Below are 24,748 nucleotides of genomic sequence, written 5' to 3'. Positions count from 1 at the left end.
AGCAGTTGCGCTCACCGAACAGGGATGAGGGCAGAGGATGACGAGCACAACAGTTGGACACCCAAGCAGGCTCGCCAGTTGGCTGGGTGCGGCACTCCTCGCACTTGGCATCCTGGTGGTTCCGCTGGCGACCGCCACGAGCGCTCAGGCGGAGGGACCGGCCTCGCCCGTCGTTGAAGCATTCGATGCGCCGCTCTGCGAGAACACCGTCGGCACACCCGCCGTCGACGCGGACGGCGGGCCCGTCGCCAATCTGCTCGGCGTCTTCGGGCAGCGACTGACCGACTACAACGCCGGCAAGCCCGTCATTCTGTACACCAACAGCGGCCGAAGCGGGTGGACCTCGTCCGGATCGCAGTACTCCGCGAACCCGCTGTGCGCCACGCGCTACGTTGCGGAGGCCGGCGGCCCGGTGTCGTCGTGGATCTACTGCACCTACGATCGCGCATCCACGTGTGGCTGGACAAACGCGGAGGGCAAGCTCGAGCGGCAGGGCGTCGTGCTTCCCGGGCTCGATTACGTGGACCCAGATCCTCGGCTCACCGCAGAACAGCGCAAGCTGCAGGCGTACATCATCCAGAACGACCTTCCCGTTCTCGCGGGACCGAACGGCACGGGCGGCACGGTGGCCACCGACACCGTAGCCAATAATGCGACGCCGACCTCCCGGCAGCTGCGGCAGAATCTCGTGCACTGCATCGATAATCCCGAGCGTTCGTCGGGCGTAGCGTTCTGCGCCGCCAACATGAGCCCGGCGACGCAGCAGCGCATCCTCGAAATCATCGGCTCGGATACCGCCTCGCTCCTCACCGCGAGCGGGCCTGCGGCGACGGTCGCCGCCGGCGCCGCCGGAGAAGTCGTCGTCACCACCACGCTCGCGGGATCCCCACTCCAGGTGTCCGTCACGGGTGGGACCGCGACGGTCTGCGGCGGGCCCGCGACGCTCACCGGGTCGGCGCTCGTCGTCGCACCCGACGCCGAGCTCCCCGCCGAGATCACCCTGTGCGTCACTCGGCCGGACACTGGCACCGCCTCGGTCGAGGTCACCGGCGCCCCGCCCGTCATCGAGAACATCGGGTTTGCACAGAGCTCGCGGTTCGCGGGCGACACCCTCTGTCAGGTCTTCTCCGCGGTCGAGTCCGAACGCCGCACCACGCTGCAGGCGCAGGCCACGATCGCGTTCGGGGAGGTGCGGGTACAAGAACCGTCGATCGGCACGTCCCTCGTCGACCTGTCCGACGGAGACCGTGTGCTGCCGTGGAACGGTGGCACCGTGGTGGACACTGTTGAGTACCAGAACGTCACCCCCGGTGCGTCGTACACGGTGTTCGGCGAACTCATGCATCAGCACGACGGATCCGGAACCGGGATCAGTGCCCAGGCAGAATTCACCGCTGCCGCCTCCTCGGGCGCTGTCGACGTCACGTTTGTGATTCCCGCGGGCTACGCTGGCACCGCACTCGTCGCGTTCGAGCAGCTCCGCGTGCGCAATCCCGAGGCGGCAGCGGGCTGGGACACGATCGCTGTGCACGAGGATCTCGCGGACGCTGCACAGACCGTCACCATCGAGGCGGCACCGACCACGCGCGTGCCGCTGATCGGCACCTCACTCACCGACGCCGCCGACGGGGACCGCGTCGTTGCGGGTGCGGGCGGAGCCGTCATCGACACTGTCGCGTACCGCAACCTTGCGCCCGGCGTCGAGGTCACCGTCACGGGAGAGCTTGTCAACCGCGCGAGCGGCGCGGGAACCGGCATCACCGGCGCAACGACCTTTACGCCGGCCGCGCCGAACGGGTCTGTCGACGTGCGGTTCGTGATTCCCGCCGGACACGACGGACGCGATCTCGTGGCATTCGAGCGGCTGTACACCGGCCCCACCGCGAGTGGAGATCCGATCGCTGCTCACGAAGACCTCGCGGACGCAGCGCAGACCGTGAGGGTCGAGAAACTCACCTCGACCACACCGATCACGCCCGGCCACCCCGCGCAGCCCAGCCCACCCACGGGCCCCACGCCGGCAGCGCAGCCCGGCCAGCCCGCGGGGCAGCACACGGGCGAGCTGCCCCTGACCGGTGGCGCACTCCCCGGCATCGGCCTCGGGGTCGCCGGAGCCCTCCTTGTTGCGAGCGCCGCCGTGCTACTACGTCGGCGGGCGCGCCGCCTCAGATAGCGCTTCGGCGGCCACTCCCCCGGGCTCTCGCGGGGTGGCCGCCGAACTCGCGGGTGCCCGGCCCCGCGTCCGCGTGATCGCCGAGCACCCACCCCGGCTCAGTTCCGCGCGCAGCGTAGCAGCACCCCCGCAGAACTCCCTGTTCAGTAGGCTCGACGTGACGACCGTATTCGCCAGACGGCCTCGGCCTCTCGCGCGAACGACTGAGCGGGGCTGCCCGCGGCGAGGAGCACACGCGTGGAATTGCTCATCATTGGGGTGCTGGGAATGCTCGGCATCGCCGGGGCGAGCCTCATCGCTCCGAAGCTTCGGATCCCTGCACCGCTGCTGCTGGTGCTCGTGGGGATCGTGCTCAGCTTCATGCCCTTCGTAGCGGACTTCGAGATGGATCCCGAGTGGATCCTCGCAGGCATCTTGCCGCCGCTCCTGTACTCCGCGTCCGTGTCGATGCCCACGGTCGACTTTCGGCGAGAGTTCAAGACGATCAGTGGCCTGTCTGTGGTGCTCGTGGTCGTGAGCGCCGTGGTGCTCGGGTTCCTGTTCTCGTGGCTGATCCCGGGCCTCGGCATCGCCGGCGGCATCGCCCTCGGCGCGATCCTCAGCCCCACCGACGCGGTGGCCACCACGATCGTGAAACGCGCGGGGGTGTCGCCGCGGATCGTGACAGTGCTTGAGGGCGAGAGCCTCCTCAACGACGCGACCGCCCTGGTGCTGCTGCGCTCGGCGATCGCGGCGTCTGCGGCGTCGGTGTCGCTGTGGGGCGTGCTCGGCGACTTCGTGTGGGCCGTGCTGATCGCCGCGGCGATCGGATTCGCTATCGGGATCCTCAATCTCGTCGTGCGATCGCGCGTCAAGGACGCCACCGTCAACACCGTGATCTCGTTCACGGTCCCGTTCCTGGCGTCGCTGCCGGCCGAGGCGCTCGGCGGGTCCGGGCTCGTGGCCGCGGTCGTGGCGGGCCTCGTGACCGGGATGGGTTCGGTAAAGTTCCTGAACCCGCAGCATCGCATCTCGGACGAGCAGAACTGGCGCACCGTCGAGCTGCTGCTCGAAAGCACGGTCTTCTTGGTGATGGGGCTCGAGCTGTCGAAGATTGTCGGCGATGTGCAGCGCGACGGGGCTGGCGTCTGGACCGCCGTGGGCCTCGCCGCGATCGGCCTCGTGACGGTGACCCTGCTGCGCGCGCTCTACGTCGCCCCGCTCATCGCGTCGCTCGGGCGCAATCAGAAACGCGGCGAGAAGATCAAGCCGACCCTCGACCGCCTCCAGAGTCGGCTCGACGACGCGGGTGACGGCGAACTCGAATTTGAGCGCGACGGGCAGTCGCGCACCGTGTCCGGGCGCAGGCTCTCGCAGCTGCGCGGGCGCGTGCAACGCAAGTCCGCCGACATCGACTACTTCGCCAAGAAGCCGCTCGGCTGGCGCGAGGGCACCGTGGTGACCTGGGCCGGCATGCGCGGCGTCGTGACGCTCGCGGCGGCGCAGACCCTCCCGGCTGACACGCCCAGCCGCTCGCTGCTGATCCTCGTCGCGTTCATCGTGGCCGGCGCTTCCCTGCTGCTGCAGGGAGGCACGCTGCCGTGGGTCGTGCGGTTGGTGCGGCCGGCAGCCCCAGACCCGCAGGAGGACGCCGCGGAGCGCGCGGAGCTCCGCGATCTGCTCCGCGAGGTGGCGGAGGCCAACGGCGCGCCCCGGCGCGACGGCGCCCCGCAGCCAGAGGTCGCTGATGCGCCGGACGGCACAGCCGGGGCGGGCACTCCGCTCGACCGGGACGAGGAAGAGGAGGAGGCCGAGCTGCTCGGCGCGCTCGACCCGGAGACGGCAGCGCGCGAGGAGCGCATGTTCCGCCGCTCGCTCCGCAAGGACATCCTGCTCGCGCAACGGGAGTTCCTTCTGGCGCTGCGGCAGGAGGGCAGATTCAGCTCGGCGACGCTCTCGCACGCGCTCGCCACCCTCGACGCCGAGCAGATCGCGCTGGAGATGCGCGAGGAGGCCGAGGGCAGCTAGCCCGCCCGGCGCTCACGCAGGAGATCCGAACTCAGGCAGGAGATCCGAGCTCAGGCGGAGGGAATTCGCGGAATTCCTCCGCCTGAGCTCGAATCTCCTGCGCGAGCGCGGGCCGTACCCGTGACAGCCCGAGCCCGCGCGACCGCGAACCGAGGTCCGGGATCACAGGAGCGCGGGGCTCAGGCGCCCGGCTCGCCCGCCCACTCCCGTACGACCACGGCGTCCTTGCCGCCGTACTTCGCGGTGTACATGGCCGCGTCGGCAGCGTTCATCAGCCCGTCAACGGTTGGCGCGCGGCCGCCCGGCGTCGGATCCCACCTGGCGACCCCAACGCTGGTCGAGAGCCTGGCGCCGCGCACGATCGCGTCGAGCGGCTCGCGCACCGCGGCCCGGATGCGCTCCGCGAGCGCGGTCACGGCCTCACGCGTGGCCCCGCTCACCGCGACCACGAACTCGTCGCCTCCCAAGCGGCTCACGGTGTCCCCCGCGCGGCAGCTCGCGCGCACCCGCGCCGCCACGGCGCGCAGCACCTCGTCCCCGGCGGCGTGCCCGGCTCCGTCGTTGATCGCTTTGAACCCGTCGAGGTCGATGAACAGCACGGCGCACGCCTCGCCGGTGCGCGCGGAGACCGCGAGCAGTTGCCCCAGCCGTTCGGCGAAGAGCACCCGGTTGGGGAGCCCCGTTAGCCCGTCGTGCAGGGCGCGGTGCCGCAGCTGTTCTTGGAGGTGGAGGTGTTCGATCACCCGCTCAGCCTGCACCCCGAGCGCGTGCAGCGTCTCGAGCTCGTCGGGTTCGAGGGCGCGCGGTCGCCTGAATCCACAGACGATCTCCCCCAGCACGCGCGCATCATCTCCGGTACCGCGCGTGATCGGAGCGATGATGAGCGCCTCGACCCCGCCGGCGTGCAGTTCGTGCGCCGTGTCCGGGAAGGACTCGGCGATCTCGGCGGGGGTGCGGCACACCAGGCGCTCAGCCCGCGGCGTGAGCGCACCGGTGCGTTTGAGCCCCGGCGGGAGCTCACCCCAGGTCTGCACCCGGGGCTCACCGGCACCGGCCACGCCGACCACACCAGCATCGGCAACACCGGCCGCGCCGCCCGGACCGCGAGAGCCACGCGGACCGGCCGCGCCGCCCGAGACTCCGCCGGCACCGGGATCGGCGGAACTCTGCGCGGCGACCCGCACCGCGGTCCACGCCGCGTGCGTGGCGCGCCCCGCGCCGTGCACGAGCGCCTCGGCAAGGTCGCCCACGCCGCGGGCCACGGCGAGCGCACTCGTGGTCTCCTGCAGTAGCGCGAGCCGCTCGTGCGCCTCGTCAGCGGCCAACCGCGCCTCGACCAGCTCCCGCTCGAACGAGATCCGGCCCCCCGCGTCGAACGCGGCAATATAGATGGTTCGGGTGCCCAGCTCCGAGACGCGCACCTCGGCGTTGCACAGCACGGCCCGTGTGGCCCCCTCAGCGGTGCGCAGCTCAAGCACCACCTCACGCGCGTGCCCGGTCTCGAACAGCTGCGGCAGGATCCGGGTCTCGTAGAGGAGCCGCGAGCTCGGGGTCAGCCACTCGACGATGTTGCGCCCGCGCAGGTCCGCCCCGGCCTCCGGCACCCCGAGCCACGCGCTCAGTGCGCGGCTGTGGGCCTGAATCTCCCCATTGGTGTCCACGGCAAGGAGCGCGGCGGGGCTGTACTCAAGGAGTCCATCGTGCTCGGCCGCAGCGCGAGCACCGGTCACAGTGCCGCCCGGATCTGCGCGGTGATCAGCTCGGGCTCGGTCAGGTGCACAAAGTGGCCCGACGAGTTGAGGGCGACGAGTTCGGCGCCCCGGATGTGATCGCGCAGGTACTCGCCAATGCGCGGCGGGCAAATGATGTCGCCGCTCGACTGCAGGATCACGCACGGGACCTGGATCTCGTGCAGCCGGTTTCGCACGTCGCTGAAGAACACGACCTGGGCAAAGTGCTTCGCAACGCGCTGGGGCGTCGCGGCAAACAGCTGGCGCACGCGGTCGGTCACGTCTGGCAGGTCCGCGCGGGCGGTGACGGCGGGCGCGAGGGAGGCGGCCCAGCTGGGCTGGTTCGCGTCGATCGCGTCGATGAGGCCCAGCACGTCTTCGCGGCTGAACCCGCCCTCGTATCCCTCGTCGTTGACGTAGCGGGGCGACGGGCTCACCATGATGATCCGGGAGAACAGGTCCGGGCGCCGCAGGGAGGCGAGCGCCCCGATCATCCCGCTCGCCGAGTGTGCCACGAGCACCGCCTGATCCGCGCCGACCGCGTCGAGCACCTCGATGAGGTCCGTGGCGTACCCGTCGTATGAGTCGTAGCGCCGCTCATCGTAGGCGGCAAGGTCTGAGCCGCCCGATCCGACGTAGTCGAACAGGACCACTCGGTGGTCCGCGACGAACTCGTCGGCCACGCGGGTCCAGGTCGACTGGTTGGTGCCGTAGCCGTGGGCGAAGACGAGCACCGGGGCGCCCTCGGGGCCTCGCACGGTCACCGCGTTGCGCCGGATCACCTCGTCGGCCGTTAGCGCTGCCTCCCCGTGAAGTGCCGCTCCGCTCACAGGATTCCCCTTCCCCGCTGTGGACTCTTATCGAGAGTATGCCACGACCGTCGCTCAGTGGCGAGGCGAGGCGGCGGGCGCGCCCGCGGGTTCTGGGTGCGGCTGCTCCGCGGGCGGATCCGGCACCCGCGGTTGCCGCACCGCCGCGGCCCAGGGCGCGCGCCGCACCCACGCAATTGCGGTCACCCAGCTCCGGTCTCGGACGAAGATCATGTCGCCGAGAATCATCATGAGCGAGAACCACGGAAGCGCAAGCAGGATCCCGATCGAGGCGTGCATTCCAGTGACGAGCACGAGGCCGCCGATCCGCGTCCACCGGTTGAGCAGGAAAAGCGGGAACAGCAGCTGCCCGTAAACGCTGAGCCACGAGGCGACGTACACGGCCGGGGTGAGCTGCCAGGCGAGGTGGTTGAGCCACGGAAACAGGGTGAGCTCTTCGAGCTGCAGCGGGTAGTACGAGGCGACGCCAGACACCCAGGTGGTGCCCTGCAGCTTCCAGAGCGCGCTCGTCACGTAGATCACGCACAGCTGGTACCCGATGAGCACGACCGCGAGGTTGTTCGCGAGGATCGGCACCCAGCGCGGCAGCCGCCAGGCACCCCAACCGAGCGCCGGGTCGTCCACGCCGGATCGGGCGCGACGCCTGGCGTCGAGGGACCATCTCCGCGATGTATCGGCGAGCAGCAGGAAGAGCAGGAAGATGCGGAAGGTTTGGTAGTGCCCGGTGTTGAGGATCACTGGGTTCGTCGCGGCGAACCCGAGCCACATGATCACGAACAGCGGCGAGATGATGCGCATCCGCCACCCCAGCGCGTACACGACCGCGACCGCCATGAGCACGAGGATCTTGATGAGCAGCAGCTGATCCGGGTCGTCGCGCGAAAACAGCTGCGGGATCGGCCACGCGTAGTCGTTCACGGCGGAGTTGCGAAACAGTGTCTCGCCCCAGCGGGACCCCTGGCCGAAGGAGTACGAGAAGTTGGGGAGGTAGAGCGCCAGGATCGCCACCGTCATGGTCCCGAATCCGATGCGGATCACGGCGAGCCCGTAGGTGGCGCGGCGCGCGTCGATGAGCCAGTGCAGGAGCCGATCCCACGCCCGGGCGACGGCGTTGCCGGTCGAGGTCGCTTCACTCATGCGCCGTCCTCCCCCGTCTGCTCCGCCCACGCGCGGAAGGTCCGCGCGAATGCCTCTCGGTCCTGCCCGGGCCACTCCATCGGCGGCACCCAGCCGAGGTCTGTGTAGCGCGACGGTGGCCGCTCGGCATCCGGGTCATGGCGGTCAGCCCAGCGAATCACCGGGTCGTACACCGCCCTGGCCTGCACGCCGACGATCTCGCCCTGGTCACCCCACATCGCGTACGCGACCTGGGTTGCGTACGAGGTCACGAAGTTGTCTGCCCGGATGAACTCGCGCACCGCGGCGGGATCTGAATCGTCGGCGGCAACCATTGCGTCGTTCACCCCGTACAGCTCGGTGCTATCGAGATGGTTCTGAGCGACCACGCCCTTGTGCGTGTCGTTCAGCGCCGTGTATGCCGCCATGAGCCGCTCCGCGCCCACCACCGAGAGCTGCTTCCGCAGGGTCTTGCGGTAGGCCTCCGAGAGCTCAACGTGGGAGGCGTTGAGCCACTCGGTGTTCACCCGTTCCCCGTCCGGCTGCTCCACCCATGCGCGCACCCAGAGCTGGCGGTCGGTATCCGCGGGGTCCGGGGCGAAGATCTTGTAGTCCTGCACGAGGTACGGGCGAACGTAGCGGTCGGCAACCGCCCCCGGGAGCGCACCGTACTTCAGCTCCTCGGAGGGGGTGTTGTACACGGCCGTGAGAAACATGTGTGCGCCCAGTAGCACCACCGCCGCACCCGCGGTGGCCTTCGCGGCCACCGGGATCCCCGCCGACCCGGCGCCACGCTCCGCGGCCCGACGCCGCCCGCGGTGTTCCCCGTCTCGATCAGTCATGACCGTCCCCCCGCCGCACATCGCTCGTTGGTGCTCAGCTTAGATAGTGGTGGCCCCCAGCTGCTACTGCCGCTGGAGGCCACCACTGTGATATGCGCCGCGGCGGCTATTCGGCCGCTGCTCCGGATGCCCGCGTGCGTCGCGGGGCGAGGAGCAGTGCGCCACCGGCGAGCAGCGTCAGCAGCGTGAACGGCACCAGCAGCCCCGTGTCGAGGCCGGTGACCGCGAGGCCGCCGCCCTTCGCTCCCGCGCCGACGGGGGTCGCCACGGCCTGCGCGACGACCGTCACGCTGGCCTCGGCGGCCCGCCCGCTCCCCAAGCCCGCGGCGGTGTACTTCGCGGCTCCCAGCGGCGTCGCGGTCGAGACCACCACCACGGTGGAGAACCCGCCGCTCGTGTCCGCGGCAACCGGTTGCACGGCGCCGTCCGGGAGGGTCAGGGTGACTGCCTCGCCGGCCACGAAGCCAGCCCCGCTGAGCGTGACCGTGCTGCCGCGCACCACCGTGCCGGGGGTGGCCGTCAGCGACGCCTGCTCAACGCCGGGATCCGTGCCGGGCTCCGCGGTTGGATCGGTCCCGGGGTCCGTCGACGGGTCGCTGCCGGGCTCGGTGCCGGGGTCCGCGGCCGTATCGGTACCAGGATCGGTACCGGGGTCCGCGGCCGTATCGGTACCCGGATCAGTACCGGGCTCCGCGCCAGTTCCGGGGTCCGTGCCCGGGTCCACACGCGGGTCGCTGCCGGGGTCAGTCCCCGGGTCGGTCCCGGGATCCGCAGCGGTGTCGGTGCCAGGATCGGTGCCCGGGTCCGTGCCCGGATCGGCGCCCGGGTCCGTCCCCGGGTCCGTGCCCGGATCGGCGCCGGGGTCAGTACCGGGGTCTACACCGGTGTCCGTGCCCGGATCAGTTCCCGGGTCGGTACCCGGATCAGCTCCCGGGTCCACGCCGGTATCCGTGCTCGGATCAGTCCCGGGCTCAGTGCCCGGATCCGCACCAGGATCGGCGCCCGGGTCCGTGCCCGGGTCTGTACCGGGGTCGGTCCCTGGATCCGTGCCGGGGTCAACACCGGTGTCAGTGCTCGGATCGGTACCGGGATCCGTACCGGGGTCAGCGCCCGGATCAGTTCCCGGGTCCACGCCGGTATCCGTGCTCGGATCAGTCCCGGGGTCAGTGCCCGGATCCGCACCAGGATCGGCGCCCGGGTCCGTGCCCGGGTCTGTACCGGGGTCGGTCCCTGGATCCGTGCCGGGGTCAACACCGGTGTCAGTGCTCGGATCGGTACCGGGATCCGTACCGGGGTCAGCGCCCGGATCAGTTCCAGGATCGGCACCGGGATCAGCGCCCGGATCCGTGCCCGGATCGGCGCCCGGGTCAGCACCCGGGTCCGTACCGGGGTCGGTCCCTGGATCCGTACCGGGGTCAGCGCCCGGATCAGTTCCAGGATCGGCGCCGGGATCCGTACCGGGGTCCGTGCCCGGGTCCGTACCGGGGTCGGTCCCTGGATCGGTACCGGGGTCCGCGCCCGGATCAGTTCCAGGATCGGCACCGGGATCAGCGCCCGGGTCAGCACCCGGGTCCGTGCCCGGGTCCGTACCGGGGTCAGTGCCCGGGTCCGTACCCGGATCGGTACCGGGATCGGCGCCCGGATCGGTACCGGGGTCCGCGCCTGGGTCAGTTCCAGGATCGGCACCGGGATCAGTCCCCGGGTCAGCACCCGGGTCCGTACCGGGATCAGCGCCTGGATCGGTAACCGGGTCAGTGCCCGGGTCCGTACCGGGGTCAGTCCCCGGGTCAACCGCGTACGGCTTCACGGTCGCGGAACCGAACTGGAGTGCGACCGCGCCGTTCGTGGCCACGTTTGGAAGCACGCTCACGTTGAGCGCGCGAACCGTGAGGCTCCCGGCCCCGAGGTCGCCCACCTCCGGCTGCTGGTTGACCGTGATGGTTGCGATGCCGCGCAGCACCGGCCCCACTCCGTCCGTGAGCAGACCCGAAACGATCGGTGAGAGCCAGTCGGTGAGTGTGGGCTGGAGCGTGTCGAGCAGGGTGACCACGGTGCTGTCGAGCGCGTTGCCGATCGGCTGGATGACCCCGCCGAGGAGGTTCACGATCGGCTGGAGTACGGTGCCGACGGGGATGTTCGCGACGGTGATCAGGCTCGTGTCAATCACGGGCGGGGTGTGTCCTTCGGCGCCGATGAAGTCGCCGATATCGCCGGAGATGGTCACCGGCGCGTTGACGAGGTTGGCGGGCGGCAGCGGCGGCACCTGCAGCCCCACGGACACCTGCACGTCCACGTCGACCGCCACATCGTAGATGCCGGCCCGGAGCAGGTCGACGGTCTTCGAGATCAGCGAGTTCTCGCCCGCGCCCGTGAGCGCGTCCGTGACGCCGTCGAGGATCGCGTTGACCGTGTCTCCGCCGAGCACCTCGGTGTTCTTGGGGAGCGAGCTCAAGCTTGTCGCTCCCGTGCGGTCAACGGCGAGTTTGCCGAGGTCCACGCTGATCGTGCCGGTGCTCAGGTCGACCAGCACGCTACCCTCGCCGTTTGAGAGCGGCTCGGCGAGCAGCGACGTGCGCAGCTCTGCGAGCAGCGGGGCCGTGTCGATCGACGCGGTATTGAGCTCCGCGTCGACGAGCGGAAGCGCACCGATCGCGGACACCAGGTCCGAGAGCGTGCTCTCGATGCCCCCGCCGGGCCCCAGGAGCGCTTGGAGCGGCTCGAGCGCCGTCGCGAGCTCGCCGTCGAGCTCGGTGATCAGGCCCCCGACGAGGGGGCTGTGCACGTCGACGGTGAGGTCTGAAAGCATGTACTCGCTCGTGGTCGCGGCGCCGTCTGCCGTGACCGCGCGTGAGCCGAGTGCGCCGATCTCGATCGCGGCCTCGTCGACGAGCGAGTCGATCAGTTCCGGGGTGAGGATCTGAGCGAGCAGGGCGTTGGCGTCGAGGCGGGCGGTGCCGTACTCGCCGCTGTTGGCCGCGTCGATGTTGAGCGATCCGTCAGAGTTAATGAGGCCGGAGGACGCGGTGGATGCGGTCGCGCTCGGCGAGGCGCTGTAGCTCGAGATCGCACCGAGGTTGCCGAGCCGTAGGAGTCCGGGGGACGCATCGTCGGGCTTGATCAACGGCAGCGCGAGCGTGCCAAGTTGCACACCGACCAGGTTGTTCAGCACGCTCACGTTGAGCGGATCCGCAGCGGGAGCCGGGGTATCCGGGAACGCCGATCTGGTCGTCGCGGCACCGACGACGTCGAGGCCGAGCCCCTCCGCCCACAGCCAGTGCCCGTGCGCGGCGGAGTCATCGGGGGCGACGTAGCTGTCGGCAAACGCGGCGGGAACCGCCCCGTAGCCGGCTGCCGCCATCACGATGGCCGCGGTTCCGAGGGCGAACCCCCGGAGGCCTCCTCGGCGACGAGGTGTCGCCGGTTTCTGTTGGTTCAAGATCCCCTCACCTTCACTCATGCGAGCACGTGGCCACGCGGCTCGAGCGAGCGGAAATCGCAATTCGACTGCGCAGCTTGTTCGGGAGCCTAGGGTTGTGCCGCGGACCGCGCCTATGGTGCTCGGTATCCCTGATCTGGGCCCGCTGCACCGCTGAGAGTGGGCTCGCCGACTACTGAGATGGAGGACGCCCGCACCTGAGGCTCGGGCTTTTCTATGCATCCCCTATACATGCTTTGGGCGGCGTTTACCAGGGCTATCACTTCCTGATCCGGGGAGTTAAGCTCACCAGCACAACGGTCACTGCGTGGAATTCGGCTGCTGCGCATGACCCGTCGAGGGGGAATCGCGATGGGGAGAGCTGGAACGGTCATCCGCGGGTCCGTGCGCACTGAGATCGCGACCCACTGCCTGGCCGGCGAGAGCATCCTCGTCTCCGGCCCGATCGGCTCGGGGAAGAGCCACCTCCTCAGCGCGGTCGCCGATCAGCTCAGCGCCGGCGGGGCCCCCGTGCACCTGATTGACGGCGCCGACGACGCCGCGCTGGCGGTCGTGAGCGCCGCCCCGGCCGGCACGGCGCTCGTGCTCGACGGCCTGGAGCGCGCGCGCCCCGAACTCCTGCGGGCCTGCCTTGATCGCCTCGGCTCCGGCGAGCCGCTCGTCATGTCACTCACCATCGGCCCGCAGCACGCGAGCTGCATGCACGCCCTCGACGCGGCGAGCGCCGGCTCCCCTGCCGCGCGGGATGCGCTGGCGGCGGTTCGCCGGGTGGAACTTGAGCCGATTGCCGCGCGGGAGCTCGAGTGGCTGTTGCACGAGCGGAGCGCCGAGCGCCTCGACTCCGGCACCGTGCACCGGATCCTCACTCTGGCGTCCGGGCGCCCGGGGTGGGCGGTCGACCTCCTCCAGCTTGCACAACACGGGTACCTCAGCGAACGCCCTCGCCCCTGGATCGTGGAGGCGCCGCACGGCGAGCTCGATCTCCCCGCCCTGCGCGCCCTCGCCCGGGAGCTCGGAAGCGTGACACCGGAGGCGGCGACCGCGGCGCTCGCGCTCTCGGAGCTCGGCGCGACCGACCTGGCCGGGGCACGCGATCTCGTGGGCTCGGGGGCCGTCGCCGAGCTCGTCCGTTGCGGCGCGTTCGTGAAGCAGCCGGGGGCGGAGGAGTTTTCGGTGCCGGTGTTCGTGGCGGCGGCGCTCCGGGACCGCGTGAGCGCCGACATCCTGGAGCGGCAGCGCGAGGCGATCGCGCAGCGGCTCGCCGTGCAGGAGGCGCTCGGGATCCAGCTCTCAGAGGCGGATGTACTGCTGTACGCCAGGTCGCTCAGTGGGGGCGCGCAGGCGGACTCGTCTGGCGCGGGGAATGCGCTTGGCGCGGTTGGTGCGGCGAGACACCGCGTGCTGCAGCGCGCCGTATCCCACCTCGTCGCGTTCACCGGAGAATCGACCGCGCGCACGATCTTGCTGCGCTCCGGTCCGTTGGACGGGCCGACCGAGCCGCTCCTGCACGCCAGGACCGTCAGCGCGCTGGTGGGGCCGGCCGCCGCGCTCGAGGCGCTCGCGAGCGGGCCGCGCCCCGAGGGCGGCCACGACCTCCTGCTGCACGAGTTTCTCCGCGCGCAGTTCGCGGCGGAATCGGGCTTCGCGGCGGCGAGCGCTGCCGCTGATCTCGACGCCGAGACCGCCGCGCTGCTGCGCGACGCGACGGCGGTGTTCACGCTGTGGAACACCGCGGTCCCCGCGGTCGGCCCCGACGTCCGCCGCGGGGCTGCGCTGGGAATCATCGCTGCCCGGAGTTCCAGTCCCGAGGTGGCCGGGCTCGCCGGGGCGCTCGTCGATCTCGACCACGTGTGGCACGGTGCGCTGCCGCCGCGCTCGTGGCTGGCCACGGGCGCGGCGATTCCGATGCCCCGCGAGCAGCACACCGATTTTGCGCGCACGGCCTCCGGCGCGCTCCTGTTTGCCCACGCCCTGACGGCGTTCCTTGCCGGCGAGCACGCGCTGCGTGCCGACGAGCTCCGGGCGGCGGCGGCACGCACGGTGCCCCATGACTCACACGCGCGCTGGCTGCGGCATCTACTATCGGCCGGGGAGGCGCTCGCATGCGGCGACCCCGCGCGCGCGAGTGACGAGTGGACCTATCTCACGCGCGAGGCACCCCGCTTCATCCCCGTCCGGCTGCGCGGGTACCTTCAGCGCGTCGGGGCCGCAATCCGGCTCTCCGCTGACCCGGACGGGGCGGGTGCCGACGCGCTCACCAGCGTCGCCGCGACCCCGGTGCAGATCGCACAGTACCTCTCGGGCCAGCACGACGCGCTTGCGCCGGCGGCTCGGCGCGCCGGGAACGCGGCGGGAACGCTGCCGCTGCCGCTGCTCCGGCTCGCACACGCGCACCTGCAGGCCGCTACAGACCAGAACCCCGCGCGCCTGCTCCGCACCGCACACCGCCTGATGCAGCTTGAGCTCTGGGCCCCGACCGCGTTTGCGCTGCGCACCGCACGGCAGATCTTCCTCAGCCGACGCGCCGTGGGCGGGGTGCAGCAGTGCGACGAGCGGCTCGCGGCGCTTGAGGATCAGCTCACCGCGTCGGTGCCCTGGTACCGCTCGGGCGACCTCCCGGCAGTGGCGTTCGCACAGCTCACACCGCGAGAGCGCGAGGCTGCGGCGCTTGCTGCCGAGGGCCGCTCGAACCGCGAGATTGCGCACCAGCTCGGCTGTGGCGTGCGCACCGTTGAGTCCCACCTCTCGCAGGCCCGCGCTAAGCTGGGCTCCTCCTCGCGTCGGGACCTCGCCGCGCGCCTCACTCCGGCGCCAGTGGCGTCGGCCGCGGGAGCCACGTTTCCCCTCGCCACGAACGGAGCCCACTCGCGATGAGCCGGGAGCGCGACACACGCTCGCTTGGCGCGCCCAGCGCCCGACGCTGGTGGGTCACGCTGGCGTGCGCCGTCGCGCTCTTCGGTGCGGTCTATGTCGCCGCGGTCCTCACCCCCGCGGGCCAGGCGTTTGAAAACGCCGCGCTGCGGGGCGCCGACCAGGTCAGCGCTGGCGAGTTCGCGCTCGCGAGCGACGCGCTCGGGCGCATCACGCTCATCAGCCTCGCGGTGGCAACGGTCGGTGTGGGAGCGATCGGGCTGCTTCGGCGCCAGCCGGCGCTCGCGGCGATCGCGGTCGGGGTGATCGCCGCGGGACAGCTCGTGACGCAGTCGCTCAAGCGGTGGGTGCTCCCGCGGCCCGAGCTGGTCCCGGTTACGGGAGACTTCACCGAGAATTCGTTCCCCTCGGGGCACACCACAATCGCGATGACCGTGCTCGTCGCGGTCTTCCTCGTCGTCCCGTACCGCTGGCGTGGGATCGCGATGCTGTTCACGAGCGGGTGGGCGGTGGGAATCGGCGCGTACACGGTCACCGCGAAGTGGCATCGGCTCTCGGACACCATCGGCGCCGACCTCGTGGCGCTCGCCCTCGGCGCGGTCGCGGCCCTGATCCTGCTCCGCATGCGCCGCCTCGAGATCATCGCGCGGCCGCCGCGGGCACGAACCGCGGTAGTGGTGGTCTTTGCCGTCCTGTGCGCGGTCTCGTGTGCGCTCGGCGCACTGCTCGCCACGGCCGCGCTCCGCTACACACTCACGGATCCCGTGATCGAGTGGGACGTCTACCTCTCCGCCCACGCCCTCGCGCTCGCCGGGTCGTTGGGCGCGGCGCTCGCCTACTGGGGCACCTGGCACCGGATCGGCGTGCGGCCAGCTCCCCCGCGGCACGAGTGAGGGCCGGGTGGCTCCGCGCGACGCAGACTCGTGGAAGCAACCACTCAGGGGCGGCCCGTAGCGCTCAAATACTGCGGCTTGCACTCATGTTTGGCGAGGCAATTGCGACGACTCGGGACTCAGGCGCCTCTGAAAAACGGGAACCTCTGCCTTGAGTAGGGCCCCAATCAGCCTGACAGCGCAGCGCGCTGGGCTCAAATTCGCGGCCCCGGCCACTCACTTCGCCCGGGACGCGGCAGCCGCACTCGCGCCACCCGCGAAACTTAAACCCAGCACCAACGACCCGCCCCGGTGTGATTTCGCGGCGGGTGCGGCCGTTTCCCCCCTCCCCCCCGGTCGTGTGCTCGATTCACCATCCACCAGGGTGAGTCCCGGGGCAGGAGGTACCCCCATACCTTCTGTCCCGCCCCACCACCCCTGTGTTGGTCTGGTGCGCGACCACACCGCGGAGCGCGCGGGGCCGCGGCCACCGGAGTAACATCCAGAGTGAAGCCCGCGCGCGCACTCAAGCTCGGCGGGTCCGTCGCACCACGGAGGCCCATCCAGTGATTCCCGCAGCGCCCACGCCCCGCCAGGCAGTCCCAGCCGACCGGGAGGCCATCGCCCACGTGCTCACCGCCGCGTTCTGGGAGGACCCGGTGTGGCAGCCAATGTTCCCCGCGTCGGACCCCGCGGAGCGGGAGCACCAGGCGCGCACGTTCTGGAGCTTCATGGTGAACGAGGCTCTCCAGTATCCAGATAGCGCCGTCGCCGTGGGCCCAGACGGAGACATCGCCGCGGCGGCGATCTGGTTTCCGCCCGGCGCTGATGAGATCCGGGAGGCGTCGCTCGAGCCGCACGCCGCGCTCACGCAGCACCTCCTCGGCGCCGACGGCGCGGCCGCTATCGACGAGGTGGGACGCCGCTTTGGGGAGGCCCGCCCGTCCGAACCGCACGCGTACCTCACGCTGCTCGCCGTGGCGCCCGAGTGGCGCGGACGCGGAGCTGGCATGGGGCTGCTCCGCCACACCCTGACGCGGTTCGACGAGACCGGGATCGCGAGCTACCTCGAGTCCTCAAACCCGGTCAACGACGCGCGCTACGAGCGGCTCGGGTACCGCCGAGTCGGGGCGGTGGAGGTGCCGTCCGGCGCGCGCGCGAGCACGTACTGGCGCGATCCGGCCTAGCCGGCCCTGCCCGGGCTCGGGCTGCTCCGCGCGGCGTGCGGGTGACCGAATCCCTCTGTCAGTCCTCGCCCTCAAACTCTCGCGCCCGCCACCGCACCGAGGTGACCTCCGGGATCGGAACCACGTCTGCGATCGCCGCTTCAAACGCCGCGTCACTCCGCTCCGAGGCAGTGAGCCGAGCGGTCAGCTCAACCTCACCGGACTCAAGATCGTTCGCCTCGAGCGAGTGAATCGTGAACTCGGGCCGCTGGAGCGCCGTGACCACGCGCGAGCGGGTCGGCACCTCCGCCTCCGCCACCGACCGCACCACGAACACGTACTCGGTCGTCACCGGCTCTCGGGTGACGCCCCTGCCCCGCCGGTCGAGCAGCCGCCCCAGGGGGCGCAACACGATGTTCGAGGAGACGATCGCCACGGTACCCCCGATCGCGACGATGAACATGCCGCCGCCGGCCAGCGCCCCGACCGCCGCCGAGGCCCAGAGCGTCGCCGCGGTATTCAGCCCCGAGATCGACGCCCCCTGCCGCATGATCACCCCGGCGCCGAGGAAGCCGATTCCGGAGACGACCTGCGCGGCAACGCGCGTCGGATCGGCTCCCGGCCCCTCGAAACTAAAGGCCCCCATGATGACGAACAGGGCGGAACCAAGGCTCACCAGCGCGTTCGTGCGCAGGCCGGCCGTGCGGGATCGCACCTGCCGCTCGAAGCCGATGGCGGCGCCGAGGGCCAGGCCGGCCACGATCCGGAGGGCAAGGTCGACTGTCTCCACGGGTTCCTCGTTTCAGGGTTGGGGCGGGTGCCGGTCCCGGTCTCGCGCTGGCGAGCGGGATCGGTGAGCGGGGTGCGCTCGCGGGGAGCGTGCCCCACGCGTGCTCGGCGGTTCGGCAGCTCGGCGCCTCGGGCCAGGAGCCCCCGGCCGGGAGCCCCGGGCGGGGCACTCCCGCCGGTGCGCGACGCGCCCGCGGCGGGATCGGGACCGGCGGCGCGCCTCCGCGGCCCGGCCGGGCCCGATGAACGTGCCGCACGGCATCGCCGCGCTGCGTCACCGCACGGCGCCACCGTAGCTCCGAGCGATCCGCGGCGCCGCGGGCGGGCGCCACCACAAGCTCCGGCTCCGGGCCCGCGCTCCACGCGAGCGCCACCCGCGGACGGGCTGACTAGCGGGGCACCGCGTGAGAGCGCTCCGGGGCTGAGCGCCCCAGCGCGGTGGCACCACGCGGTTCGAGTGATCGGCCTGGTTGATCCTGCACCTGGTCACCCCCTGCACGCTCGCGCGAGCACTCCGTGGCACGAAGCACCGCTCCACCAGCATACTGTCATTTGCGCAATAACGCAATTAATGTCGTTCCTGTTGACATGCCGCGACGTGCGGCCGACACTAGAGGCGCGGGCACCGGCTGGCGCCGAGGCACCACGCGGTGGTCGCGGGGATGGGCTGTCTCGGCAAAGGACACCGCATGACCCTCGACAGCACTGACCTGCTCGACGAGCAGCTCGGGGCGCTCCCCCTCGCGGATCAGTATGAGATCGCAGCGGCAGTGGCTCACGGCCGCGCGGTCGCGCTCCCCCGCCTCGCGCCACTGGCCGTCGCGTACGCGATCCGCTGGCAGGCGAGCCTCGGGCGCAGGCTCTACCGAAGTTGGTGGTACCTCGGCGGCACGATCGTGTTCGCCGCGGTGGTCGCCACGGCGTCCTCGTGGGAGCTCGGCGCCCTCGTTGCGCTCGCGCTCGCGGTCGCGCCTCAGCTGTCGCGCGGCAGCATCACCCGCGCACGCACCTCGGAACGCCTCAACCGCGAGCTCCTGCGCACGAGCCGAGCGGAGTGAGCCTCCCCGGGGAGGCCGGGCGGGGTGGGTGCGGCGCGCTCGGCACGCCGCGGTGCGCCGCCGACGCGGCCTGGCGCGGTCACTCCAGGCCGAGCTCCGGGACATCGAGACCGTATTCGTGGCGCAGCGCCGAGCGCGCCGCGTACCACCCGGCGAGGCCGTGCACGCCGGGCCCCGGCGGGGTGGCCGACGAGGCGAGGTACACGCCCGGGACCGGGGTGCGCCACGGCTCCGCACCGACCACCGGGCGGGCGAGGAGCTGCCGCATCGTGATTGCCCCCGCGCTAAAGTCGCCGCCCACGTAGTTTCGGTTGTACTGGCTGAGCGCCGCCGCCGTCGTGACCGAGTGCGCCACGATTCGGTCCCGGAACCCGGGCGCAAACCGCTCGATCTGCGCGATCACTCGGGCTGCAACGTCGACGTCGGAGCCGCTCGGCACGTGCGTGTAGCTCCACACCGCGTTCACCCCGGCGGGGTTTCGTGCCGGGTCAAACTCGGTCGGCTGCGCCAGCAGCACGAACGGGCGCTCCGGGTGCCGGCCCCGCGCCACCTCGCGCTCCGCGGCCGCGATCTCCGCGCGGGTGCCGCCCAGGTGGACGGTCGGCGCTGCGCCCACCCGCGGATCCCGCCACGGGATCGGGCCGTCGAGCACGAAGTCCACCTTCGTGGCCGCATCGCCAAATGAAAACCGCGCCAGCGCCCGGCGGTACCGCGCGGGGAGTGCGTCGCCGGCGATCCCGAGCAGGCCCCGGGTGGAGGTGTCGAACAGCTTCGTCCGAAAACCGTCGAGCTCGCCGATCCGAGAGATCGGGTGGTTCGTCTCGATGCGACCACCGTGGGCGAGGAGATCCGCCGCGAGGGCGTCGGTAATCGCGCGGGACCCGCCCACCGGGACCGGCCAACCGCCCGCGTGGCCGAGCGCACCAAGCACGATGCCGACCGCGGCGGGCGCAAGACTCGGGAGCGCTCCGATACTGTGTGCTGCGACCCCGGCCAGGAGAGCCGGAGCGGCCTCGTCCCGGAATCGCACCCCCCAGAGCGGCGTCCCCTGCTCCACGGTTCGCAGGGCGGTCACGAGCGCGGCGAGGGGATCGCGGGGCAGACGGGTCATGCTCCCGCCGAGCGCGAAATCGAGGACGCCGTCGAGGCGGCGCAGCACGGGGGCGTAGAGGCGGCGGTAGGCGGCGCCGTCCCTGCCAAGCTCGGCGGCCGTGCGGGCGAGGTCCCGGTAGGCGATGGCGGCGCGACCGCCAGGGCCGCCCCCGCTGTCGAGCGGCTGCGCATACGACGCCTCGGGCACCACAAACTCGACGCGGCGCGAAAGCTCGAACCGACGGAAGAACTCGGTGGCGAGCGCCATCGGGTGGATCGCAGAGCACACGTCGTGCAGCACGCCGGGCTGCACCAGCTCAGTGGTGCGCGTACCCCCGCCGATCGTCTCGGCGGCCTCAAACACCGTGACGGGCACTCCCGCCCGGGCCAGGGTGACCGCGGCGGCGAGGCCGTTCGGCCCCGCGCCGACGATCGCGGCGCGCCCGTCGTGAGTCATCGCCCGAGTCTATGGCACACGCCGCCGCCCCCGAACGCTAGTCGAGTTCGACGATCTCCGCGATCGGCGCGTTCTTCTGCACGGAGGCGATGCCGTTCTTTGCCGCGGAGCGCGAGGAGTACCCCTCGGACACCGCAATCACCTCGCCATTCGCGGCTTTCAAGCGGAACCGGCTCTCGCCGGCCTTGTCCGTGTAGATCTCGAATCGAGCAGCCATGTGGTGTCCCCCTCCGATGAAAGTGTTTCGGACACCAGATTGGCACACGCGACCAGAAAGCACCACGGCGATTTCGCGCGCGGAAGCGGCCCGCCCGGTCCGGATACCTCCGGACCGGGCGGGCCATCGCGTCACTCGGCTCCGGGAGTGCGGCGTGGCAGCCGCGAGGCAAGCAGCGCTCCGCCCACGAGCGCGAGCAGCGCGCCCGCCCCACCCCAGAGCGCCTGCGCGGCCTCGCCGCCCGTCGCGGCGAGCGGCACCCCAGTTCCCTCGTTCGTCGTCGGCCCCGGTGGTGTGGGACCGGGCACCGCCACCCCGATGCCGTGCCACGAGGCACTCGCAGCGACCGGGCTGCGGAGTCGGGTCTCGACGCCGCTGGCGCTCACCTCGGCGACATACGATCCGAGCGCGACCGGGCCGACCGCCGTGAATTCGACGGTTGCGCCGGGCTCGACCACGCCGGAGTAGTCGTCCGGCGCCTGAATCTCTCCCGGCACGGTGTCCGCTATTTCGTCCAGTGCGACCGTCGTATTGCCGGAGTTGTGCAGGACGTATCGGAACGAGACCTCGCTCCCCGCCGCCACCGGTACCGCCTCTGCCTCACTCGGGGCGGCCACTCCCGCCCCCAGCTGCACGAGCTGCAGCTGGGCGGCGACCCCGAACCCGTGCCACTCGTGGTGCGCCTCCACGGCAAGACCCGCTGCATCGAGTCCGACCGCGCTGCCCGTAGCCGCCCAGGCCCCCGCCGGTGCGGGCGCTTCACCGGAGAACTCGACGCTCTCGCCGACACCCAGCACCCCCGTGAACCCCGACGGCGCCGTGCCGCTGCCCACCTCGAAACTCGTCACCCCGGTGAGCGTGACCGGCGCGTTGCTATCGTTCGTGACCGTGTAGCCAAAGCTGGTCGTCGCGCTGGCGACAACGTCTCGCGGCGACTCCGCCCGCTCCGCCACAACACCGTCACCGGTCATCTCGAGCGATATCCCGCCGGCCACACCAAAGCCGTGCCACCGGTCGCTCGCCTCAAGCGCGCGATCAAGCTCGTCGTGGGCAGTGACCGTCACCTCGGTGACGCGCGCGCCCTCGAGTTGCGCGGCCGTGGCCGACACCACAACGCTTCCGCCGGGTTCGAGCACCCCGCCGAAGTCAGCCGGGAGGGCGAGTTCGCCCAGGACGCTATCTGTCACGGCGTCAATCGTCAGATCCGCGGTGCCACCGTTCGTAATGAGGTGCGCAAACGCCACCTCCGCGTCGACCCGCAGCCACACCGGTTCTTCGGCAAGCGGCGCGGCAACCCCGTTGCCCGTTGTGCGCAGCGAGAGATCCGAGGCAATTCCCTCGCCGAACCAGCTCGCTGTTGCCGTCAACTCCTCGGCATCCGGAGCCCCTGAGCTTCCGGGGTCAGCCTCGGCGTACGTCACCGTCACGTCGTTGCGGTACGAACCAGCACCAACCGTCCCGGCGGCCGTATACACCGCTGTCGCGCCCGGCTCGAGCCTTCCCGAGAACTGCTCAGGGCTCACCACGGTATCGACGGCACCGAGCTCGCTATCGGCCACGCCGGTGATCCCGACGGCGACGTTCCCGGTGTTTGTGACCCGGTACGCAAACGCGACCTCGGAGTCGGCCGACACTCGCGCCGGGTTCTCCTCAGTGGGAGCGAGTAGGCCGTTCCCCGTCTTGGCGACGGTCGCGGCGAGCACCGCCCCGAACCCAAACCACTGCGTGCGGGCCGACACCGGTTCGCCCTGCGAGGTTCCTGTGGCGATGGTCTCCGCCTCGTACGCACCGGCGGGTAGCGCACCGCCCGAAGCGACCAGCGTTACGGCTTCTCCCGGGGCGAGGTCACCCACGAAGCCCTCGGGGGCGACAACCTCCGTGATCTCGCCAAGCACGCTGTCTGACACTTCAATTCCAGTCACGGGCGCGGGACCCTCGTTTGTGACGACATACCTGAACTCGACGTCCGTCTTCGCCGGGAAGCGAGCCGGCTCGGCCGGATCCGCCGCTTGGAGCCCGTTCCCGAGTTGCTCGATCACCAGCGTCGAGGGCGGGAGCTCCGGGCGCACCCGAGCAGCGTCGCCGTTCCCCGCCTCGTTCCAGGCGGCCACCCGGAACACCGGCACGGTCTCGGGGTTCAGACCGGTAATGGCCGCGGTCGTGTCCAGACTCAGTGGCCGGTCGATCAGGTTCCACTGCGCGCCACCGTCGGTCGACATTTCGATCACAAAGTCGCGCGTGGGCAGCTGTCCTGCGGCCTCGGCAACGCTCGGGGCGTCCCACGAGAGCTCGACCTCGGTCATGCTCGCGTCGCTGTAGCGCGCAGCGAGACCCGTTACCGCGTCGGGAGTTCGGCCAAATATCTGCACTCGAGTGGCCGAGGCACCCTCCGAGGTTGTGGCGTAGAGGAGCCCCCGGGCGTCGAACCCGATCCCGCGCACGTTTTGCAGCATTCCGTTCTGAGTCCCCACTCCGTACCCGGGAAACCCACCGAGCGGTGAGCCATCGGTGGCGAACACCCGCACTGCCCCCTGCCGCTGCCCCACATAGATATCTCCGGAGGATGGATCCACCTGAATCGCGAAGGTCACCGCGTCCGAGGTGTTCACGCCGGGGCCCGAGCCGATTCCGAGCGTTCCGACGCCGATCCGATCGAGCACCTCGCAGCGGTCTCGGAACGAGCCCACCGGGGTGGTCGCTTCCTCGGTGGTGCACACGTCAAGGTTGACGCGCTCGATGAAGCTGGGGTTGTCAGCGCCGGGATCGGTGTACCCGACGAGCACATCGTTCTCGGGCGTGCTCGGATCCGCGGCCACCGCGTAGGGCGACCGGTACCCCTTATCGCCAGCCCCAGCGCTTCCGGCGGGCTGGGTCAAGAGAATATTGCGAACGAATGAACCATCTTCGCGGTACTCCTTCAGCAGCTCGGGAGTGCTGCTGGTGGCCACCAGGTTTCCGCTGCCGAGCCGCGCAATACCGACCGGGTAGTCGAAGGCCTCAGGGTGGTGCCGATTCGTCCAGGAGCTTCCGCTCGGCCAGGTCGTTTTGCCGAACGAGGGCCCCTCAGATCCGTCCCCGGTGAGGACCCGTGCGGCGAGGCCCTGGCCGCCCAGCGCGCCCTCGGCAAAGTCGGCGTCGATCGCCCACGCCCCACCAGAGTCCGTCGCCGCGATGCCGCGCACACCGTTGAGGCGACCGCCCGGCAGGGTGGTGCCATCGAGCACGAGCGCATCCGCGCGCGGCGTATAGTTCGCTCCGACCCCCGCGTTTGCGCGGGTCGCGGGTGAGCCGTAGCCGCCGTTGCCGCGATACTCGCCGAGCGCCCAGTCTGGTTCGGTGGTCAGCCCGTACTTGAGCACACGAGATTGTCCGACATAACAAAACGAACCGACAACCTTGCCGCCGGCGAGACTGCAGGCGAGCGAGTTTGACGTCCAGATAATCTTCGCGCTGTCAGTGACCCACAGGGCGCCGTCGGCGGGGCTGAGCGAGAGCCCGTAGCTGAACACGGATCCGCTGGTGCGCGTCTGCACGTCTCCGGCATAGCCCCAGAGCCCAGACCCGCGAGCCTTCCCCGCGGTGACCGGCACGCTGGTAACGCCCGCGGGAGTGGCGGTTGCACCCGGATCGGCCGCTCCCGCGACCGCCCGGGGCTGCTGTTCACCGGGCGCCGGCGCGGCGGAGACCGCGACCGCCCGGGGCACCTCAAGTGCGTGGGCACCGCCACTCGACATCGTGGCAGAGCTCAGCACCAGTCCGGCGATGGCGCCGCCCGCGAGCAAGCGCTTCAGCGCTCGTCGCTGCCGCCATGAACTTACGTGTAGCCGCACACAGACTCCCTTGTTCTCGCGGCGTCGCACCACCGCGAACGCCGCCTCGCCCAACGCTGTTTTCCGGCGCACCAAATATCGCAGTGGGCGGCGAGAGGCCGCCCGGACTGGGCATGGTGGCCTCGCCCACGAGGCCGGCGCCATGGCTCCCAGAATGGGTGCCAGCACAAACCATAGGGTGAAACCCCCGCGCGTGGACAGAGCTGAGTGCGCCTCAGAGAAAGGTGAGTGCCTGCCGCGAAAGGCGAGTGGGAAATGGTGT

The 24,748-nt window shown here is 71.0% G+C and carries 15 protein-coding genes; 6 read left to right on the top strand and 9 right to left on the bottom strand.

Features of this window, described 5'->3' with window-relative positions; genetic code table 11:
- Positions 1-37: 37 nt before the first annotated feature.
- Positions 38-2,173 (top strand): VaFE repeat-containing surface-anchored protein, encoded by a 2,136-nt coding sequence (locus tag EV139_RS11920; protein ID WP_130454572.1) that lies wholly within the window; start codon positions 38-40, stop codon positions 2,171-2,173.
- A 237-nt stretch (positions 2,174-2,410) separates the two neighbouring features.
- Positions 2,411-4,180 carry a cation:proton antiporter gene (locus EV139_RS11915; protein WP_130454571.1) on the top strand — a complete coding sequence of 590 codons (1,770 nt, stop codon included), beginning with the start codon at positions 2,411-2,413 and terminating at the stop codon, positions 4,178-4,180.
- A 179-nt stretch (positions 4,181-4,359) separates the two neighbouring features.
- Here EV139_RS11915 and EV139_RS11910 read toward each other — a convergent pair whose 3' ends face one another.
- From EV139_RS11910 to EV139_RS16000, 5 genes are all read right to left on the bottom strand, one after another.
- Complete coding sequence (locus tag EV139_RS11910; protein WP_198677558.1) at positions 4,360-5,910, bottom strand: GGDEF domain-containing protein; 1,551 nt, start codon at positions 5,908-5,910, stop codon at positions 4,360-4,362.
- Positions 5,907-6,740 carry an alpha/beta fold hydrolase gene (locus EV139_RS11905; RefSeq protein ID WP_130454569.1) on the bottom strand — a complete coding sequence of 278 codons (834 nt, stop codon included), beginning with the start codon at positions 6,738-6,740 and terminating at the stop codon, positions 5,907-5,909. Before EV139_RS11905 ends, EV139_RS11910 begins: the two co-directional genes overlap by 4 nt.
- Before the next feature lie 54 nt (positions 6,741-6,794).
- Positions 6,795-7,877, bottom strand: coding sequence for an HTTM domain-containing protein (locus tag EV139_RS11900; RefSeq protein ID WP_130454568.1), 1,083 nt, complete (start codon positions 7,875-7,877; stop codon positions 6,795-6,797).
- A complete protein-coding gene (locus EV139_RS11895) occupies positions 7,874-8,698 on the bottom strand; it encodes a DUF5819 family protein (RefSeq protein WP_130454567.1) in 825 nt (274 codons plus the stop codon). The genes EV139_RS11900 and EV139_RS11895 overlap by 4 nt, the downstream gene beginning before the upstream one ends.
- Positions 8,699-8,804: 106 nt before the next feature.
- On the bottom strand, positions 8,805-12,134 hold the full coding sequence (locus EV139_RS16000; protein WP_198677557.1) for a choice-of-anchor G family protein: 3,330 nt from the start codon (positions 12,132-12,134) through the stop codon (positions 8,805-8,807).
- A gap of 351 nt (positions 12,135-12,485) precedes the next feature.
- Between EV139_RS16000 and EV139_RS11875 the strand changes: the two genes are divergently transcribed.
- From EV139_RS11875 to EV139_RS11865, 3 genes are all read left to right on the top strand, one after another.
- Positions 12,486-15,008 (top strand): LuxR C-terminal-related transcriptional regulator, encoded by a 2,523-nt coding sequence (locus EV139_RS11875; RefSeq protein ID WP_130454566.1) that lies wholly within the window; start codon positions 12,486-12,488, stop codon positions 15,006-15,008.
- On the top strand, positions 15,005-15,898 hold the full coding sequence (locus tag EV139_RS11870) for a phosphatase PAP2 family protein (protein ID WP_130454565.1): 894 nt from the start codon (positions 15,005-15,007) through the stop codon (positions 15,896-15,898). The genes EV139_RS11875 and EV139_RS11870 overlap by 4 nt, the downstream gene beginning before the upstream one ends.
- A gap of 545 nt (positions 15,899-16,443) precedes the next feature.
- Complete coding sequence (locus EV139_RS11865; protein ID WP_130454564.1) at positions 16,444-17,064, top strand: GNAT family N-acetyltransferase; 621 nt, start codon at positions 16,444-16,446, stop codon at positions 17,062-17,064.
- Between the two features lie 58 nt (positions 17,065-17,122).
- On the opposite strand, the gene EV139_RS11860 is transcribed toward EV139_RS11865, so the two are convergent.
- Positions 17,123-17,833 carry an MgtC/SapB family protein gene (locus EV139_RS11860; RefSeq protein ID WP_130454563.1) on the bottom strand — a complete coding sequence of 237 codons (711 nt, stop codon included), beginning with the start codon at positions 17,831-17,833 and terminating at the stop codon, positions 17,123-17,125.
- Positions 17,834-18,521: 688 nt separating this feature from the next.
- On the opposite strand from EV139_RS11860, the gene EV139_RS11855 reads away from it, so the two are divergent.
- Positions 18,522-18,890, top strand: a complete 369-nt coding sequence (locus EV139_RS11855; RefSeq protein ID WP_130454562.1) for a hypothetical protein — start codon at positions 18,522-18,524, stop codon at positions 18,888-18,890.
- Positions 18,891-18,969: 79 nt separating this feature from the next.
- Here the strand turns inward: EV139_RS11855 and EV139_RS11850 are convergent, their stop codons facing one another.
- The 3 genes from EV139_RS11850 to EV139_RS11840 all read right to left on the bottom strand — a co-directional run bounded on the left by EV139_RS11850 (position 18,970) and on the right by EV139_RS11840 (position 24,486).
- Positions 18,970-20,439 (bottom strand): phytoene desaturase family protein, encoded by a 1,470-nt coding sequence (locus EV139_RS11850; RefSeq protein WP_130454561.1) that lies wholly within the window; start codon positions 20,437-20,439, stop codon positions 18,970-18,972.
- Between the two features lie 37 nt (positions 20,440-20,476).
- Positions 20,477-20,656: a YegP family protein gene (locus EV139_RS11845; protein WP_130454560.1), complete on the bottom strand. Its 180-nt coding sequence runs from the start codon at positions 20,654-20,656 to the stop codon at positions 20,477-20,479.
- 131 nt (positions 20,657-20,787) lie between these two features.
- Positions 20,788-24,486 (bottom strand): DUF7507 domain-containing protein, encoded by a 3,699-nt coding sequence (locus tag EV139_RS11840; RefSeq protein ID WP_130454559.1) that lies wholly within the window; start codon positions 24,484-24,486, stop codon positions 20,788-20,790.
- Between the last annotated feature and the right edge of the window lie 262 nt (positions 24,487-24,748).

Source organism: Leucobacter luti (genome assembly GCF_004217175.1).
In the GTDB taxonomy this organism is placed as follows: Bacteria; Actinomycetota; Actinomycetes; order Actinomycetales; family Microbacteriaceae; genus Leucobacter; species Leucobacter luti.
This window is presented reverse-complemented; position numbering and strand designations above follow the sequence as displayed.

Bases quoted from the DNA above. Each gene is read 5' to 3' on its own strand.
- EV139_RS11900 (WP_130454568.1), bottom strand. From the start codon at position 7,877: ATGAGTGAAGCGACCTCGACCGGCAACGCCGTCGCCCGGGCGTGGGAT.
- EV139_RS11870 (WP_130454565.1), top strand. From the start codon at position 15,005: ATGAGCCGGGAGCGCGACACACGCTCGCTTGGCGCGCCCAGCGCCCGA.
- EV139_RS11875 (WP_130454566.1), top strand. From the start codon at position 12,486: ATGGGGAGAGCTGGAACGGTCATCCGCGGGTCCGTGCGCACTGAGATC.
- EV139_RS11845 (WP_130454560.1), bottom strand. From the start codon at position 20,656: ATGGCTGCTCGATTCGAGATCTACACGGACAAGGCCGGCGAGAGCCGG.
- EV139_RS11895 (WP_130454567.1), bottom strand. From the start codon at position 8,698: ATGACTGATCGAGACGGGGAACACCGCGGGCGGCGTCGGGCCGCGGAG.
- EV139_RS11850 (WP_130454561.1), bottom strand. From the start codon at position 20,439: ATGACTCACGACGGGCGCGCCGCGATCGTCGGCGCGGGGCCGAACGGC.
- EV139_RS11920 (WP_130454572.1), top strand. From the start codon at position 38: ATGACGAGCACAACAGTTGGACACCCAAGCAGGCTCGCCAGTTGGCTG.
- EV139_RS11855 (WP_130454562.1), top strand. From the start codon at position 18,522: ATGACCCTCGACAGCACTGACCTGCTCGACGAGCAGCTCGGGGCGCTC.